Source organism: Vibrio sp. 2132-1 (genome assembly GCF_033344315.1).
In genome coordinates, this window is record NZ_JAWPON010000003.1 from 106365 (window position 1) to 121668 (window position 15304).

Annotated in this window: 16 protein-coding genes; 3 read left to right on the forward strand and 13 right to left on the reverse strand. The window is 43.9% G+C overall.

The genetic code is table 11. The annotated features are described in order from the left end of the window. Positions 1 to 222 precede the first annotated feature (222 nt). Together R8N47_RS03955 and R8N47_RS03960 are read right to left on the reverse strand one after the other, a co-directional pair. The gene (locus R8N47_RS03955) at positions 223 to 471 is read right to left on the reverse strand and encodes a YkgJ family cysteine cluster protein (protein ID WP_017820793.1); all 249 of its coding nucleotides are present in this window, start codon (positions 469 to 471) and stop codon (positions 223 to 225) included. A gap of 137 nt (positions 472 to 608) precedes the next feature. Then, complete coding sequence (locus R8N47_RS03960) at positions 609 to 857, reverse strand: GlsB/YeaQ/YmgE family stress response membrane protein (RefSeq protein WP_005380625.1); 249 nt, start codon at positions 855 to 857, stop codon at positions 609 to 611. Between the two features lie 188 nt (positions 858 to 1045). Here R8N47_RS03960 and R8N47_RS03965 point away from each other — a divergent pair, with 188 nt between their 5' ends. After that, positions 1046 to 1486: a YcgN family cysteine cluster protein gene (locus R8N47_RS03965; RefSeq protein ID WP_005384948.1), complete on the forward strand. Its 441-nt coding sequence runs from the start codon at positions 1046 to 1048 to the stop codon at positions 1484 to 1486. A 191-nt stretch (positions 1487 to 1677) separates the two neighbouring features. Further along, the gene (locus R8N47_RS03970; RefSeq protein WP_005380681.1) at positions 1678 to 3357 is read left to right on the forward strand and encodes a mechanosensitive ion channel family protein; all 1680 of its coding nucleotides are present in this window, start codon (positions 1678 to 1680) and stop codon (positions 3355 to 3357) included. Positions 3358 to 3426: 69 nt separating this feature from the next. Here R8N47_RS03970 and R8N47_RS03975 read toward each other — a convergent pair whose 3' ends face one another. The 10 genes from R8N47_RS03975 to gap all read right to left on the reverse strand — a co-directional run bounded on the left by R8N47_RS03975 (position 3427) and on the right by gap (position 13527). Further along, complete coding sequence (locus R8N47_RS03975) at positions 3427 to 3711, reverse strand: putative quinol monooxygenase (RefSeq protein WP_005384942.1); 285 nt, start codon at positions 3709 to 3711, stop codon at positions 3427 to 3429. A gap of 17 nt (positions 3712 to 3728) precedes the next feature. Continuing rightward, positions 3729 to 4124: a VOC family protein gene (locus R8N47_RS03980; RefSeq protein ID WP_005380685.1), complete on the reverse strand. Its 396-nt coding sequence runs from the start codon at positions 4122 to 4124 to the stop codon at positions 3729 to 3731. 140 nt (positions 4125 to 4264) lie between these two features. Continuing rightward, entirely contained in the window at positions 4265 to 4564 is a 300-nt protein-coding gene (locus R8N47_RS03985) for a ribbon-helix-helix domain-containing protein (protein ID WP_005384938.1), read from the reverse strand. 136 nt (positions 4565 to 4700) lie between these two features. Further along, positions 4701 to 6278 (reverse strand): alkaline phosphatase, encoded by a 1578-nt coding sequence (locus R8N47_RS03990; protein ID WP_005380687.1) that lies wholly within the window; start codon positions 6276 to 6278, stop codon positions 4701 to 4703. Positions 6279 to 6676: 398 nt separating this feature from the next. After that, the gene (locus R8N47_RS03995) at positions 6677 to 7036 is read right to left on the reverse strand and encodes a hypothetical protein (RefSeq protein ID WP_053349598.1); all 360 of its coding nucleotides are present in this window, start codon (positions 7034 to 7036) and stop codon (positions 6677 to 6679) included. A 251-nt stretch (positions 7037 to 7287) separates the two neighbouring features. Then, entirely contained in the window at positions 7288 to 8235 is a 948-nt protein-coding gene (locus R8N47_RS04000) for a ChaN family lipoprotein (RefSeq protein WP_054701560.1), read from the reverse strand. 97 nt (positions 8236 to 8332) lie between these two features. After that, positions 8333 to 9160 (reverse strand): 23S rRNA (guanine(745)-N(1))-methyltransferase, encoded by an 828-nt coding sequence (gene rlmA, locus R8N47_RS04005; RefSeq protein ID WP_062730495.1) that lies wholly within the window; start codon positions 9158 to 9160, stop codon positions 8333 to 8335. Positions 9161 to 9256: 96 nt separating this feature from the next. Further along, entirely contained in the window at positions 9257 to 11293 is a 2037-nt protein-coding gene (locus R8N47_RS04010; protein ID WP_033907353.1) for a methyl-accepting chemotaxis protein, read from the reverse strand. A gap of 198 nt (positions 11294 to 11491) precedes the next feature. Beyond that, positions 11492 to 12376 (reverse strand): D-hexose-6-phosphate mutarotase, encoded by an 885-nt coding sequence (locus tag R8N47_RS04015; protein WP_005384929.1) that lies wholly within the window; start codon positions 12374 to 12376, stop codon positions 11492 to 11494. A 155-nt stretch (positions 12377 to 12531) separates the two neighbouring features. Further along, a complete protein-coding gene (gene gap, locus R8N47_RS04020) occupies positions 12532 to 13527 on the reverse strand; it encodes a type I glyceraldehyde-3-phosphate dehydrogenase (protein WP_005380697.1) in 996 nt (331 codons plus the stop codon). A gap of 337 nt (positions 13528 to 13864) precedes the next feature. On the opposite strand from gap, the gene msrB reads away from it, so the two are divergent. Then, entirely contained in the window at positions 13865 to 14272 is a 408-nt protein-coding gene (msrB, locus tag R8N47_RS04025; RefSeq protein WP_064354212.1) for a peptide-methionine (R)-S-oxide reductase MsrB, read from the forward strand. A 117-nt stretch (positions 14273 to 14389) separates the two neighbouring features. Here the strand turns inward: msrB and R8N47_RS04030 are convergent, their stop codons facing one another. Then, complete coding sequence (locus tag R8N47_RS04030; RefSeq protein ID WP_017821139.1) at positions 14390 to 15211, reverse strand: DUF2989 domain-containing protein; 822 nt, start codon at positions 15209 to 15211, stop codon at positions 14390 to 14392. Positions 15212 to 15304 lie beyond the last annotated feature (93 nt).

Genomic DNA, 15304 nt, shown 5'->3' on the forward strand with positions numbered 1-15304 from the left:
CCTGATCTTTAATTAAATGACCCGCTGAACATAGTCGAGAATTGTCAATAAATTGTGAGGGAGATCGCGCAAAAACCGCAAATGGAACGCTATGTGGCAAGAGTTCTCAAGGGTGAGATAAAAGGCTGAGGGGGGGAGTGCTAAATCTTGAGTTTGCTTTGATTACTGCCTCGGAGAGAAACAACCGAGGTACTAACTTTAAACGTGTGGTCTAGAGTCGCATTACGTCAATTGTTCTAATTCAGTGATGTTGTCGAGTGCTTCTTGATTGGTGTTGCCGCATACAATCGGACACGGTTTAAAATCGTGACAGACTTTTGGGCGTTCAGGCTTACCAAATAGCTTGCACAAATTGTCGTCGTTGAGTTGTACACAACGAACACCTGCAGGTTTGCCCTTGGGCATTCCAGGTATTGGTGAAGAGATACTTGGCGCAATACAGCACGCTCCACATCCTAATCGACAATCCATAATGTAAACCTCTTAAAAATTAAGGGGGCAATTATGGTCATTTTGACGTGGATTGGAAGAGTGAAGAAAGAAAAAAATAAAAGGGCGCGCTTAACATTACGCTCCCTTTTTGGTTTTTTGCTTTTAAATCATCGTGATTATTTTAAGAAACGGTTATAAACAAACAACAGAATAAATGCGCCTAGTGTTGCGGTAATGATACTACCAATGTTGACGCCAGTTGCTCCGCCGAAACCGAGAATGCCGCCAAGGAAGCCACCTACAAATGCCCCTGCAATACCAAGTAACATTGTTGCAATCCAACCGCCCCCATCTTTTCCTGGCATGAGCCATTTAGCAAGTGCGCCGGCGATTAAGCCCAAAATAATCCAAGAAATAATACCCATGAAAACTCCTTAATGCCTTCTTGATCAATTGAGTAATGGAAACTTGTTTAAGGATAGAACAGTAAAACGAAAGTAGTTGAATATCTCCACCGTTATGTGGGAAGGATGCAAGATCTTCTCAAAACTTGAACTTTTGCGTTGAGAAGAGTATAAATCGCCCCCTAAATTCCCTTGGTGAGACCTGAAGTATGAGCACTCCATTTTGGCAAAGTAAATCGTTAGAGCAGATGACAGAAGAGGAATGGGAATCTCTCTGTGATGGTTGTGGCAAATGTTGTTTGCATAAGCTGATGGATGAAGATACCGATGAAATCTACTATACCAATGTGGCTTGTAGCTGGCTGAACAGTAAAACGTGTTCATGTAAGGATTACCCAAACCGTTTCACTTCGGGTGAAGAGTGCACCAAGCTGACCCGAGAAGACATCGACGATTTTACTTGGCTGCCACACACGTGCGCTTACCGTCTGTTGGCTGAAAAGCAGCCTTTACCAGAATGGCATCCGTTGATTACAGGCTCTAAGTCCGCAATGCATGCGGCAGGGGAAAGTGTCCGTAACAAAGTTGTTTACGAGATTGATGTGGTGGATTGGGAAGACCATATTTTAAATCATCCCAACCGTCCTTAGTCGAATACAAACAAGCCTTTCATTGATTAAATGAAAGGCTTGTTTGCTATTGGGGCTCCCAACTTTGACGTCTCGCTAACGAAATGCTGCTCAGTTTATTATTTAGTGTTGTAAACTTAGGAGTATGATTTCAACGCTTTACACTTCTATTCCTGATTGTTTTGATCAGGATTGTTCCCTATGAGGTAAACATGACGTTTCATTTCCCCCAGAAACTGCGCCTGACATCTTGGGTGACATTATTCGCACTTGCCGTCATTATGTTCTCCCCAATGGCTGTTCATGCGACTGCTACTGACGATATCCAAGAGCCTTCTGCTGCCGAAATCTCGATTGACAACTTGAACCGAGAGATTGTGGATTTATCCCAAAGCCTCTCGCAAGCGAGTGGCGACGAGCGTGATGCCCTTCAACTGCAACTATTCCAAAAGAATGAAGAATTAAGAAGCCAGTTAGCGTCAGCGATTGAACGTGAAACTATCTCTCGCGACAAGCTGATCTTGCTAGTTAAAAAACAAGAACAATACTCTGAGGATGCGACGAACTATCTATCGGAAAAAATAAAGAAAGTCGTCGAGGATTTAAATAAGGCTAAGGATGAAGAGAAGCTTGCTCTTGTTAATGATTATCGAGAGCTACAGCGTTATCTTGATGTTAGCTTCGATTCGAGCTGGCAAAATCTCGCTTGGTTGAAGGAGCTAGGGGCCCAAAACGAGCGCGCAGAAGCGGAACTAAAAGATAAAATTGATAAACGTATGCGCTTACTGTCTGCTTCAATTGAGTACTTGAGTCAGCAAAGTGAGATCATTGGCTCCCAACTTTCGTCTAGCCCAGAGTCGGAAAAAGCGTCGTTGCAACTTAGTCAGCTCATTACTAAACAAAGGCTAAATATTGCGACAGAAAGCTTACGCAACCTGATTTCAATTGGTGATAAAGTCGGTTTAGAAACGTCTGAATACAAACGCCAAATTTTTGAAGTGACGGGTAATATCACACATGACTTACTGAATACCAAAGTTGTGTGGTCAATACTGAGTCACTGGTCCAACTCGGCACTGGATTGGTTTGCCGAGAATGCACCGCAGCATATCTTCCAGTTGTTTGTTTTTGCGCTGATTTTATTGATCGCTCGTGGACTGGCTAAGTTAACGCGCAAAGTGGTCCGTAAGGCAGTTGCATCGAAAAACTTAAAACTTTCCCACTTGATGCAGGACTTCTTTATCTCGATGTCCGGCAAATTCGTGTGGGTGATCGGTATCATGGTAGGCTTATCTCAGCTTGGCTTGAACCTAGCGCCAATCCTAACCGGTTTCGGTATTGCTGGTGTGATTATTGGTTTCGCGTTGCAAGACACGTTATCCAACTTCGCGGCGGGTATGATGCTGCTTATTTATCGCCCATTTGATGTTGGTGATTTTGTGTATGCTGGCGGTGTAGATGGCAAGGTAAGCCATATGAGTTTGGTGAACACCACAATCCGTACGTTTGATAACCAAATTATTATTGTGCCTAACAGCAAAATCTGGGGAGATGTTATTAAGAACGTCACGCATGAACGCATTCGCCGCGTGGATATGGTGTTTGGCATTGGCTATGCGGATGACCTCTTAAAAGCGGAGTCAGTATTGTCTGATATCATTACCTCTCACCCTTCGGTACTTCGCACTCCAGAGCCAATGATCAAAGTTCATACATTAAATACGTCTTCTGTAGATTTTATTGTGCGTCCTTGGGTAAAAACGGATGATTACTGGGATGTATACTGGGATGTGACAAAAGAGGTGAAACTACGCTTCGACCGAGAAGGTATTTCGATTCCTTTCCCACAACAAGATGTGCATTTGCATATGGTGGAGAAGCAAGACGCTTAATCACAGGTCCCAACTAGTGAAAGGCACTCTAGATAGAGTGCCTTTTTTGATCTTCGGTTAGCGCTATAGTTACAGTTCGTTAAAGAACACCAGTTTAGGCTCGCATTCTAACAAGTTGTCGATCTGGCTAATCAAAAGAGCAAAGTGTTCTGTTTTACCATGAAGCTCAAATGCTTGTTGGTTTTTAAATTGCTCCTGAAAAACGAAGTGGCATGTATTGTCTTTATCTTGGAACAATTGATAACGAACGCAACCTTCTTCATTGCGAGTAGGTTCAAGCGCTCGGGTAAGTACCTCTTTCAACTCTTGTTCTTTTCCCGGTTGTGCATGAAAGGTAGCCGTCAAGTGAATCATAATGTTTACTCTTTTTGTTATAGGTAACGCCCTTGGCGTTGCAGGAACTCAATTTTGTAACCATCAGGGTCGGTTACAAAAAAGAACGTTGCTAAATGCTTTTGTTGATGGTCAAAGGCTTTGATGTCACCAGTTTCAATGCCGAGAGATTTAATGCGTTTGTGGGCTTGTTCAATGTCCTCCACGCTGACGGCAAGGTGGCCGTAACCTGAGCCGTGAGTGTAGGGCTCACTTTGGTCGTGATTGTGCGTCAGTTCCAATTCAAAGCCAGTTTCTTGGTTGGCTAGATAGGTTAGAGAAAAGCCATCAAAGATGTATTGATCAGCGACTTCTAGTTCAAGTACGTCACAGTAAAATTGTAGAGAGCGGTCCAGATCACTTACTCGGATCATGGTGTGAATCATTTTTGTCATAGGTACTCCTTGATAGTCCGCACAGGTTAGCGATTTCAAAAGGAGTCTGGGTAGTACTCTAGTACGACAAATTAGAAGATGCTCAAGGGTTTATAATACGGATGCATAGCCTAGGATGGTTATTGCTCGGTTGGTTGCTATTAACTGTTAAGTTGCGCAAGTGCTTGACGAGTGGTCTCTTGAGGTTGGCGGGCGTAAGTGAGGCAAGCGCATCGAAGTAAGGAGGCAAAGTTGTTCACTTCACCATTGTATTCGAGTGCTTCTTGATAAACAGTGCTTATGAATTTAGGAACCGTCATGTTTTGAGCACTAGCGATTTCCTCAAGAATTGTCCAAAAGCTCGCTTCAAGTTTTACACTGGTCGCGTGACCATCAATACGGATAGAGCGGGTGATGAACTGATAGTTGTCTTGGGGTTGCTTAGCAAAGATTTCGCACATTTTCTTTATTCATATAATTAAAGACCCATAATTATTGTGGTGTACGATTTAAAACGTCAACTGTTTTCATGCATAAAAAAACGCTCCCTTGCGAGAGCGTTGAAACATCACGAGTTGTGAAGTAAGTGCAAGTTGATTATTTAATTTGTTGCTTCAAGTACTCGCCTAGTTGCGAGTGGTGCATGATTTTTGATACCGGAAGGATAGTTTCTGCAGGTCCCCAAGCAAATACGTTGACAGGAGTATGCGTATGAGTACCCGTCCCCCATACTGTGTTTTGCTTTGTTGCATGCTCACGCGCTAGCAAGTTGCCACGGTCGTTGTAAGGAAAGAAAGCATCAAAGTCATTGATTGTCGGTACGTTCTCTTCGCTTAAGTATTTGTGTCCAGCGAGTCGGTATGGATTTGGTTTACTTGCTAATACGCGTTCTGCTTGCTCAGGCGTAATCGAAAAATCGCTATTTGCGTTCACGACTTCCGCAAACTTCTCTGGAGTTTGCTCTTTCTTATCAAGCGCTTGGAATTCACTGATCATGCCGTAGTAACTTTTCTTTTGGTTGTATAAACCATCGAGGATCTCGAACTGACCAAAGTTGAAGTTTGGCGCGTAATCCTGATTTTTGAATGCTTCGCCGTCGCGTTTTTGTGGTTTAGGCAAGTTTGCTGATGAGTAGCTAAAGCCAAAAGAGCCGGTTTCGTGGTCAGCAGTAACAATGATCAGGGTGTCATCACGGCCTTTTGCCCACTCATAAACTGAGTTTACCGCTTCATCGAATTTAAGCATTTCATGCAGCATCGTACCTGCATCGTTACTGTGGCCAGCCCAGTCAATTTGGCCGCCTTCAACCATCAAGAAAAAACCGTCTTTGTCTTTTGAAAGAATGTCGATTGCTTTGGTGGTCATTTCTTTCAGCGATGGCTGCGTGCGTTTTGGATCGTTTTTGCTTTGACTGTAGGCAATACCATCGTTCATGCCCGAGTAAGCAAAAAGTCCAAGTAATTTGTCACCTTTAGCTTGTGTGAGCATATCGCGGCTGAAAGCTAAGCTATAGCCTTGGTCTTGCGCTTCGGCAAGCAAGTTGCGTTCGTCTTTGCGTTTCGATTTTAGGTAGACATTACCTTGAGTGAGCTTTTCAAGTTGCTCGTATGTCTCTCCCTTGTCGTTTGTCGACTTTGGAATCCAATGACGAAGTCCACCAGACATCATCACGTCTACGCCTGTTTCGAGCATATCCGCCGCAATATTGTTTTCTAGGGAGCGATGTGGTTGATGAGCGGCAAATGCTGCTGGCGTTGCGTGGGTCATACGCGTATCAGAGACGAGCCCTGTCGCTTTACCTTTACTTTTGGCTTTTTCCAAAATAGTTTCGACATGGTTGCCTTGGCTATCAATGCCAATGACTTCAGAAGCGGTAGGGATTCCTGTCGCTAGCATCGTAGCTGAGCACGCAGAGTCGACGACAATTGCGTCTTCTGGATTGGTTAGTGATGATCCAATCACACCTTCTTGAGCGAGTTTGTATAACGCTGTGCTTTCGCCTTTGTAAACCGAGTTAGGTGCGTGTTTTGCGTAGGTCTCGAGTAAACCAACTTGTTGAGGACCCATGCCGTCGCCGATCATCAAAATGACGTTTTTGATTTCAGCTGAGAGTGCGTTGAAAGAGAGGGTAGATGCAGCCACTGCCGTAACGATTGGAGATACTAAGCGCTTCATTATATTTTCCTTGTTTATTGAAAGCGCAGGCATTAAAGCAATGATTTATGAAAGTTTTGTGTCGGTAATAAAAGTTTAACCAAATTGTCGTTTTTGTTTGGTTTTGCAGAAAAAATGAGTCGCTCTCTAACGTTCGTTAGTTTGGAAAGAAGAAAGCCCACAAACGTGGGCTTGGATTACGCTTAGGAGTTGAAAGCATGGACTAAAGTTATCCATTCAGTGCCTTCACAAGAAACCTAGTTTAGGGAGCAATAAACGAGCATATATTATCGGGCCACAAGAGCGGTCGAATTCACTTACGTTTGCATCATATCGTTCTTTGGCTTATTAAATTATGGGCTGCAGTAAGTGTTTGGTTCAAATAGGATTTGTTGTCGTGACGATTATCAGACTGGTTATCAGACTAATGCCAGTATGATGCCACCAACGGTAAGTGCCGCAGAAAGGTATTGACCCGCAGAATATGAGCCATCCTCTTCTTTCTCGATTTTATCGGGGTGATCCATGCCAAGCGCACCATGTGTGAAAGATTCGACCTTTTCACCAACAGATTTATCTTCTGCTTCTATTTTTTTGCTGTCGTGCTCGATTTGTTGCAGAGCGGCAAGTAGCGCTTTGCCTTCGGTCGAAAGCGTCACCTTATTGTGTTCGACTTTCAGCGGCGAAGCACTAGTTTCTTCTTGTGCAATACTTGCTTGTTTAGAGGCGACAGGTTGTTTGGCATAGCTATTAACAGAAGTGCTTCCTACTGGATTCATCGAATACTCCTTGGAACATCGACACTCGGTCACTGAGTGCGGGTAAAAAGCAGTTATATTTTTATCGGCGGCAAAGTTTATTTCTGAAGCTATTTGGATAAAAACAGGTCTGCTTTTGCCGCTTCTAGTTTCTATTGGTGATCATTAGCAAAAAATAGACCAGCAGGAAGCAGACCCTTGTCACTCTATGAACTTGAAGCGGTGTGATGATGCAACGCAACGGCAAGGTAGTAACTTAAATTGAAGACCAGCTACTTACATTGAAGATCGTTATTGCGTTTAGTTAGATGTTGATATGCCGCCATGCGGTGAGCATCTTGTACATACCGTACTGGTGGTGCGAGAACCTCTAACTGATAGTCTGTATTATCAGAAAGCACGTTATCTGTTGGGCTAATTACAACCACTTTTAAGCTCGGGTTGCGGCTTAAGATTGATGCTGCCGTACCCAACCCTTGCTCGGTGTGAAACTTGCCCGCAACATGGACAATCTGAGCGCCTGGGTTGTCGTCTAGATAGCTAACGATAGATTCCGCCATAGTTTCATCCCAAGTAACTTGAGCTGCAAACTGTTTTTCCGTCTGCTCTGGCTTACCGTGATGCATGGATGCCATGAACTTTTCTTTGTACGGACTACTACCAGTGTTGATGGCTTGTGCAATGAACATCCGCTGATCATCATCGAGCTTGTTAATGTAATCTAGCCCTTGTCGACCAATGCATCGGACAATGCTCTTTGGTGCATTTGCTGCAATGACCGGGAGATTTTTCTGCTTAGCAAACTCCACGAGAGGGCGATAGTCGCTTTCATAATTGGGCCAAGCGTTGGCTTGTTTCATTAAGTACTGTTCGCCGATCTCCCCACGTAGGTAAGCGTCAACAACAGGTTGTTTGTCGCGGGTAAATTGTTCCATAGATAACGCGAGTGAGCGGTCGTAGGACGTAAGTTGTTTGAGCATATCGGTTTGAAAGCGATGAACGCCGGCGTGTGTGTGCCATTCACCAATAAGAATGACATCTGCTTGTTGCAGCTCAATTGGCAGTTTGCTTAGAGCGATGTGCTCGCCAGAAGGGGTGTATAGTTGGTAGTCGTAAAAACTAGTGACTTCCGCTGAGGTTGCGTGAGAGTTGGTGTGCGTATATGAAGAGCAACCAGTAAGTAAGCCTGCAAAGAGCAAGCTCAAAGTAGAAAAGCGCATTGAAAAGCCTCCAAAAATGTCCGGATGATATTAATGGAGGCTGAGCAATGAATCAATATAAATGATAACTATTTGCGTTTGTTGTTTTTTTGACGTATTAATTGAGTGTTTTTTTGCGATATACACGCAACATAAAATCAGCCTCACATTGGAAAAGTGTAGCGGATTTCAACTCTTCACGAAGAGCATCGGTTGCTTTCCATGCGAATGGCGTCATTTGCAATAAATCGACTGCGGCTCCGTTTTTCAAGTCCATAACATAGTTAAGATGCTGCTGGTGCTCTAATTCAAACCCTTCAATATGTTCTGGTTCTTCATTGTGAAGACGAACTTCTTGATAAATCCGCTCACGCAGTTGGTATAAGTGGCGACTAGCAGGAGTAACCGTGACAACAACGCCGTCGTTTTTTACAACGCGCTGCAGCTCCTCAGCTTTACACGGGGCATAAATGCGCAAAATGGCATCTAAGGATTCATTTGCGAAGGGAAGTCGGTGACTAGAAGCCACACTAAAGTTGCAGTGCGTGTAACGCTTCGCCGCGTAACGAATGGCAACTTTGGAAATGTCTAAGCCATAAATCGTGGCATGGTTCGCTTGTGTTTCTATCGTCTTTTGTACTTGATCTGTGTAGTAACCTTCACCACAACCAATATCTAATAATTGATGGGTGCTCCCCTCAGTGTATGTTGCACACAGCTGCGCCACTTCTTGGCGCATTGGGTTGTAGTAATCTCCTTCGAGGAATCGACGACGAGCTTGCATCATCTCTTTGTTGTCACCAGGATCTTTAGAACGTTTGTGGTGCGCTGGCATCAAGTTAACGTAGCCTTCTTTTGCTAAGTCAAACTGATGATTGTTTTCGCACTTAAACGTTTTTTCATTTAACGCTAGAGCTTGGTGGCATAGAGGGCATTGATAGTTCATGACGATCTCGAACAGAAAGTAGGGCGGCAAATTCTATCAAAAAGCGTGGTATCAAGTGAAACAAAAAGAGCCGACTGGGTCGGCTCTTATTAAGTATTAGTGGAAGAAGTCGACTTGCTCTTTCAAGTTTCGTGCTTGTTGTTGAAGTTCAATGGCACTTTGCGAGGTTTTTGCGCTCGTGTTGCGGCTTTCTCGGTTAAGTTCACTGATAGAATGGGCATTTGCTGCAATTTCTTGTGAAACTTGAGCTTGTTCTTCTGAAGTCGCTGCAATGGCGTCGGCTTGAGAGGCTATCGACTGCACTTGTACTGCGATGGCTTCTAATGCTGTGCCCGCGTCTTGTGCTTTGTCCAAGACCTGGTTTGCACTGCGTTGGCTGTCTGTCATCATATTAACTGCATTATGAGTCGACCCTTTTAGTTTCTCGATAATTTCCACGACATCCTGAACTGAGCTTTGGGTTCGGTGCGCAAGTGTGCGCACTTCATCTGCTACAACTGCGAAGCCACGACCTTGTTCACCTGCTCGTGCTGCTTCAATGGCGGCATTCAAGGCAAGTAAATTGGTTTGCTCAGCAATTTCATCAATCATTTTAGTGACGGTTTGAATACTCTCGCTATCGCGATTTACTTGCTCGATAGCCGTTGCTGATTGATCCAATTGATCGTTAAGTTGAGCAACGTCGATACATACGCCTTCAACAATCGCGAGACCAGATTGACTATCAGTATTTGCTGAGCGTACGTTTTCCGCAATGCTTTCGACTTGTTGTGCGACAGATTGAGCGGAAGAGGCCATTTCTTCAATCGCTGTCACAACTTGCTCGACTTCTTGTTGTTGTCGGTCGGCTTGGGTCAAATTGCTATGTGCATCGTTGGCAACGCTGGTGGAGTTGCTCTCCACTAAGTCGCTTGTTGAACGGATCTTACCAACAAGTTCATTGAGCTGACTTGCCATACTGGCGACACCCGAGCTCAGGTTCGTAATTTCATTCTTTGATGCTTTACGAGACGCTGGGATGCTCAAGCTGACTTCGCCGCCAGCTAAGCGAGTCATGTATGAGTTTAGAGTCGTGAGAGGTTGTAAGCTGTGATTCAAGAACAGTGTCAGTACAACAAAAGTAATGATTGCCGCTACCGAAGAAATGATGGCAATGAGTGTGAGAAGCGTGTCGCTACCTTTTGTAACTTCTTTGATAAACGTACCGCCTAGCAGTTTCCAGTTCCAACCTGGAACCTCTGTGTAGACAAGATACTTTTCGCCTACGTTACCTTGGTACTCGAAAGGGTAGCGAATTAATCCACTAGATTGTTCGAAAATCTGGCCAAAAGGCTTGTGACCATTGTAGTCGGCGACTTCTAGTATTGACGAATCTGAGCCGCTTTTTGCTGGATGAAGTAGGTATTTACCAAGATTGTTTTCGTCGTTATCAACGATAATGGTGTAACCAGTGTCGCCCCATTTTATCTCTTCGAGTGCATCGAATAAGGTTTGTGTCGCTTGGTCTACTGGTAAGCCAATAAACGATAGGCCTGCTACCTTTCCTGTCGCATCTTTGATTGGGGCATAGTAGGTAATGTAGCGCTCGCCATACAATTTAATTTGAGCGTAATACGGTTGTCCTGCTTTAAGTTGCTGATAACCAGGATGGTTGATGCCTAGCGTGGTTCCGACCGCTCGCTGACCTTGTGGATCTTTTAGGGAGGTTGACACCCGAATAAAGTCGTCACCCAATGGTGCGAATAGCGTTGCTATAGCGCCGGTATCACGTGTGAAACTGTCGACCAACTTGGTGTCATTAATTAAGCTTTCACTGTATTGAGTGATGTTTGGTACTTCATGTCCCATGAAGTCAACCGTGTAATTTTCGACATAGACACCGGCAAGGTAGCCATTGCGAAAAGTAGATTCGAGGACTTTAGCGGTGTGCAGGTAAGCATCGAATTGGCCAGCAATGGTTTTTGCCATTGATTCTACTTTAGATTGGTGTTCTTTCAGTGTGCTTTCCAATAGAACATCGGAAGCGTTGCGGTAAACAAGCGCTGCAATACTGCTGAAAGCAATGAATAGACACAAAGTGATCACCAGTTTCAACTGGAATCCGACACTTTGATTTCGGTATCTCTCTAACATAGACTAATTCCTGATATTTTTATTATTTATGAGTTTTGTATCGGTATGCTATCGGTTTATATGATCAATTTTTTTGATATTTATTAATGAAACCGTCAAAAGTGACCAGTAACCAATAAGTTAGTAAAGATAGGACCATCTAAGCAGAGCTTTTATTACAAAAAAAAGCCGGGTATCCCGGCCTTTATATGGTGATTCTTACTGCGCTGAAATGACAGTGACAAGTTCATGTGTCTCACCTGGTTGGAGCGTTTGACCTTGCTCAATACTTGGTGCATGAACAGCAGACTCCACACACAACATGGTTTGATAACCATCGTCAGCCATGTCACCCATGCTTTGCGCACCTTCTGCCCAAGGGTTCCATAATACTGCTGAGTTGTGGCCTTGGTTGTGTACGCTTAGCGTACGATCCAATACCGGGTCTTTTACCAAAATTTTCGCTTCTGGTTGCGTGTAAACGCGATCAATGGTGTCAGTTAGTTGTAGAACATTACCACCTTGGCATACCGCATCAGCTTTCAAGCTATCAATGTACTCGGCACCCATGCCTGTCGTTTGTGCTTGCTTAATGTCTCCAACGTTTAGGTAAGTATGTAATGCGCCAGAGAAGGTCCAAGCCTCGTCATCGATGTTCATGACTTTGAGCGTCACTTTTAGCTCATCGCCCACTTCAATCACCAAACGAGCGTCAAACATATGGGGCCAAATATCGTGGATTTCTTCTGTCGGGAACAGAGCAAGTTCAACAATCACACCGTTATGGTTCTCACGATGTTCAACCAACTCCCATTCTGCGGTGCGGGCAAAGCCGTGAGCTGGAGCAGCAATACGCCCAAACCAAGGCCAACAAATCGGAATACCACCGCGAAGAGCAGCTTTACCATCGAAGACAGCTTTTTCGCTCATCCAGATCAGATCTTCTTGACCTTCAGGCGTGAACGACACGACATGACCACCGTGTAGCGAGATGCCTGCCGTTGCTTTGTCATGAATCACTCGGATGATTTTTATCTGATCAACTTCAACGATAGTGACGTTATCAGATAGCACCGTTAGGGCTGGGAGAGTTTTTAAATCCATGTATAGTTTCCTATCGCTGGGGAGAGCTTTTAGACGCGCTTCTCACATTAAATGCAACATCGAGCCTGCATTCTCTCAAATTCCAGATACAAAAAAGGCGACCCTAGAGCCGCCTTTTCTTTAACGAAGTTATTCGCTAATTGCTAACTTTCTAATTACTTAGAGATGTGAGCGATTAGGTCTAGAACTTTGTTTGAGTAACCGATTTCGTTGTCGTACCAAGATACAACCTTAACGAATTTGTCAGTTAGCGCGATACCAGCTTTAGCATCGAATACTGAAGTGCAAACTTCGCCGATGAAGTCTTGAGATACAACTGCATCTTCAGTGTAGCCTAGAACGCCTTTTAGTTCGCCTTCAGAAGCTTCTTTCATCGCTTTACAGATGTCTTCGTAAGAAGCACCGTTAACTAGGTTAACAGTTAGGTCAACTACAGAAACGTTAGCAGTTGGTACGCGGAAAGCCATACCAGTTAGTTTGCCGTTTACTTCTGGAAGTACAACGCCTACAGCTTTAGCAGCACCAGTTGAAGATGGGATGATGTTTTGAGAAGCACCACGACCACCGCGCCAGTCTTTAGCAGAAGGACCATCTACAGTTTTTTGAGTTGCTGTAGTTGCGTGAACTGTAGTCATAAGACCAGATTCGATACCGAACTTGTCGTTAAGAACTTTAGCGATAGGCGCTAGACAGTTAGTAGTACAAGAAGCGTTAGAAACGATGTCTTGACCAGCGTAAGTGTCGAAGTTTACGCCGTTAACGAACATTGGAGTAGCGTCTTTAGAAGGACCAGTTAGTACAACTTTTTTCGCGCCAGCAGTGATGTGCTTACGTGCAGTCTCGTCAGTTAGGAAAAGACCAGTTGCTTCAGCTACAACGTCAACACCGATTTCGTCCCATTTTAGGTCTTCAGGGTTGCGCTCTGCAGTAACACGTACAGTTTTACCGTTAACGATTAGGTTACCGCCTTCAACTTCAACAGTACCGTTGAAACGGCCGTGAGTTGAGTCATACTTAAGCATGTATGCCATGTAATCTACATCGATAAGGTCGTTAATACCTACTACTTCGATGTCGTTGCGCTCTTGCGCTGCACGGAATACGAAACGACCGATACGGCCAAAACCGTTAATACCTACTTTGATAGTCATTATAGTTGCTCCACAACTTAATTTCTGATTAAAGATAACTGGTAGTAAAATTACAGAATCCAGTAAACATCTGCAAGTGATAATCGGACTTAACTTGTTTAAAGTCAAAAAAAAGCGACGCTTTTTTTAACAATTCTTTGCAAATGTACGTTTTTTAAACTTTTAACTGATTCTTCTGTAGCCCAGTTGGCGTAATATAACTGGTGAGATAAGTGCTCTTATCAAATTAATTACGCATGGTGTCCTGGTGAGAAAGTATGTGCTACAACTGTTAAGAGAAGCAAGTTTTTTGCTAAAAAAGTCAATACCAAGAACAGTAAATAAGGAGCCGAAAGTCGTGGAACAAAGCGGGAAAAAAGTGACGAAGTCAGATGAACAGTGGCGTGAGCAACTGTCTGATGAAGAGTTCCGTGTTTGCCGAGAGCAAGGTACAGAGCCTCCTTTCAGCGGTAAGCTACTGCATAATAAGGAAACTGGTGTTTATGCTTGTACTTGTTGTAATGCCTCTCTCTTTGTCTCTGATAACAAGTATGACTCTGGCTGCGGATGGCCAAGTTTTGATGCGCCTATCAACGATCAAGCGGTGCGTTATTTAGAAGATCTAAGTCACGGAATGGTACGTACAGAGATTCGTTGTGCAACGTGTGATAGCCATCTAGGGCACGTTTTTGAAGATGGCCCACAGACCACAGGAGAGCGTTTTTGTGTTAATTCTGTGTCGTTAATTTTCAACAAATCAGAATAATAACGACAAAATTGTGCTCGAGATTGTTTTATCCTTTCAGGATGATTCATGCTCAACAGTGATCTGAGTGTCGCTCGACTTAAATAAAAACTCCCGCTCATTGCGGGAGTTTTTCGTTTATATCTCACTGGGTATCATTGCTGGGGAATAGATACCTTTCTCTATGGCTTTCGCCACCGATTCGGCTAATTCATCCAACTGCTTATATCGCTCTGGATGACTGAAATTGAACATACGTTGGAGCTGCTTTTCATCAGCAAGCGGTACGTCGAATCTCTTCGCGACCATTGCCCATAGATACGCTTGCTCTTTGTCTCCAAGCCCCTGATGAATACTTGCCATTGACTTGAGAATGACCGGATTGATGTTGTCTTCATCAGATAAAGACAACGCGTTATTAAGAAGCTCCAGGGTTTTCTTGGTATCTCGGTTGGTATAAAAAGTGGCTAATGCATATTGCATCTCAGCATTATTTAATTGGGGAGACCCTTCCATTTGTAAAAATGCGCGCCGAGCTTGAGTATCTCCCGTTTGAGACCATAAGAAATACAAAGTAGCCGGGTCTTCTGAGCCTTTTAACTCGTTTACGATGCGCTCTAGCTCATCAATACTGTGTACCAATGCATTAAAGCGTTGTCTTTTGAGAGCACTTTGATCAATAGGGGTGATCTGGGAGGCGAGTTCTAAGCATTTCCTATATTCAGCGACCAGACCGTATTCGATGATTTGGTTGGCCTCTGATGGGTTTTTCAATTGCTCAAACCGATGCCAAACCAAATTTGTTCTTGGAATTCGACATTGGCCGTCATCCATATTGAGCTGCTCGCAACGCAGCTCTGGTGTTTTTTGGCACAACTCTTCGGTTGTCACGTTACCTTCAAAACAGCCCGATAGCGCAAAACATGCGAGGCTGAGAAGTAACCAGTTTGTTCTTTTCATGGCTTTGCTTGTGATCCGTTACACCAATTCATTTTCGTATTCTTGACTCAGTTTCTTAACCCGTTATGTTCTGTAAATAGAATGTAATAAGAA

Excerpts from the sequence above, each read along its gene's own strand:
- R8N47_RS03955 (WP_017820793.1), bottom strand. The coding sequence starts at position 471 with ATGGATTGTCGATTAGGATGTGGAGCGTGCTGTATTGCGCCAAGTATC.
- R8N47_RS03960 (WP_005380625.1), bottom strand. The coding sequence starts at position 857 with ATGGGTATTATTTCTTGGATTATTTTGGGCTTAATCGCCGGCGCACTT.
- R8N47_RS03965 (WP_005384948.1), top strand. The coding sequence starts at position 1,046 with ATGAGCACTCCATTTTGGCAAAGTAAATCGTTAGAGCAGATGACAGAA.
- R8N47_RS03970 (WP_005380681.1), top strand. The coding sequence starts at position 1,678 with ATGACGTTTCATTTCCCCCAGAAACTGCGCCTGACATCTTGGGTGACA.
- R8N47_RS03975 (WP_005384942.1), bottom strand. The coding sequence starts at position 3,711 with ATGATTCACTTGACGGCTACCTTTCATGCACAACCGGGAAAAGAACAA.
- R8N47_RS03980 (WP_005380685.1), bottom strand. The coding sequence starts at position 4,124 with ATGACAAAAATGATTCACACCATGATCCGAGTAAGTGATCTGGACCGC.
- R8N47_RS03985 (WP_005384938.1), bottom strand. The coding sequence starts at position 4,564 with ATGTGCGAAATCTTTGCTAAGCAACCCCAAGACAACTATCAGTTCATC.
- R8N47_RS03990 (WP_005380687.1), bottom strand. The coding sequence starts at position 6,278 with ATGAAGCGCTTAGTATCTCCAATCGTTACGGCAGTGGCTGCATCTACC.
- R8N47_RS03995 (WP_053349598.1), bottom strand. The coding sequence starts at position 7,036 with ATGAATCCAGTAGGAAGCACTTCTGTTAATAGCTATGCCAAACAACCT.
- R8N47_RS04000 (WP_054701560.1), bottom strand. The coding sequence starts at position 8,235 with ATGCGCTTTTCTACTTTGAGCTTGCTCTTTGCAGGCTTACTTACTGGT.
- rlmA (WP_062730495.1), bottom strand. The coding sequence starts at position 9,160 with ATGAACTATCAATGCCCTCTATGCCACCAAGCTCTAGCGTTAAATGAA.
- R8N47_RS04010 (WP_033907353.1), bottom strand. The coding sequence starts at position 11,293 with ATGTTAGAGAGATACCGAAATCAAAGTGTCGGATTCCAGTTGAAACTG.
- R8N47_RS04015 (WP_005384929.1), bottom strand. The coding sequence starts at position 12,376 with ATGGATTTAAAAACTCTCCCAGCCCTAACGGTGCTATCTGATAACGTC.
- gap (WP_005380697.1), bottom strand. The coding sequence starts at position 13,527 with ATGACTATCAAAGTAGGTATTAACGGTTTTGGCCGTATCGGTCGTTTC.
- R8N47_RS04030 (WP_017821139.1), bottom strand. The coding sequence starts at position 15,211 with ATGAAAAGAACAAACTGGTTACTTCTCAGCCTCGCATGTTTTGCGCTA.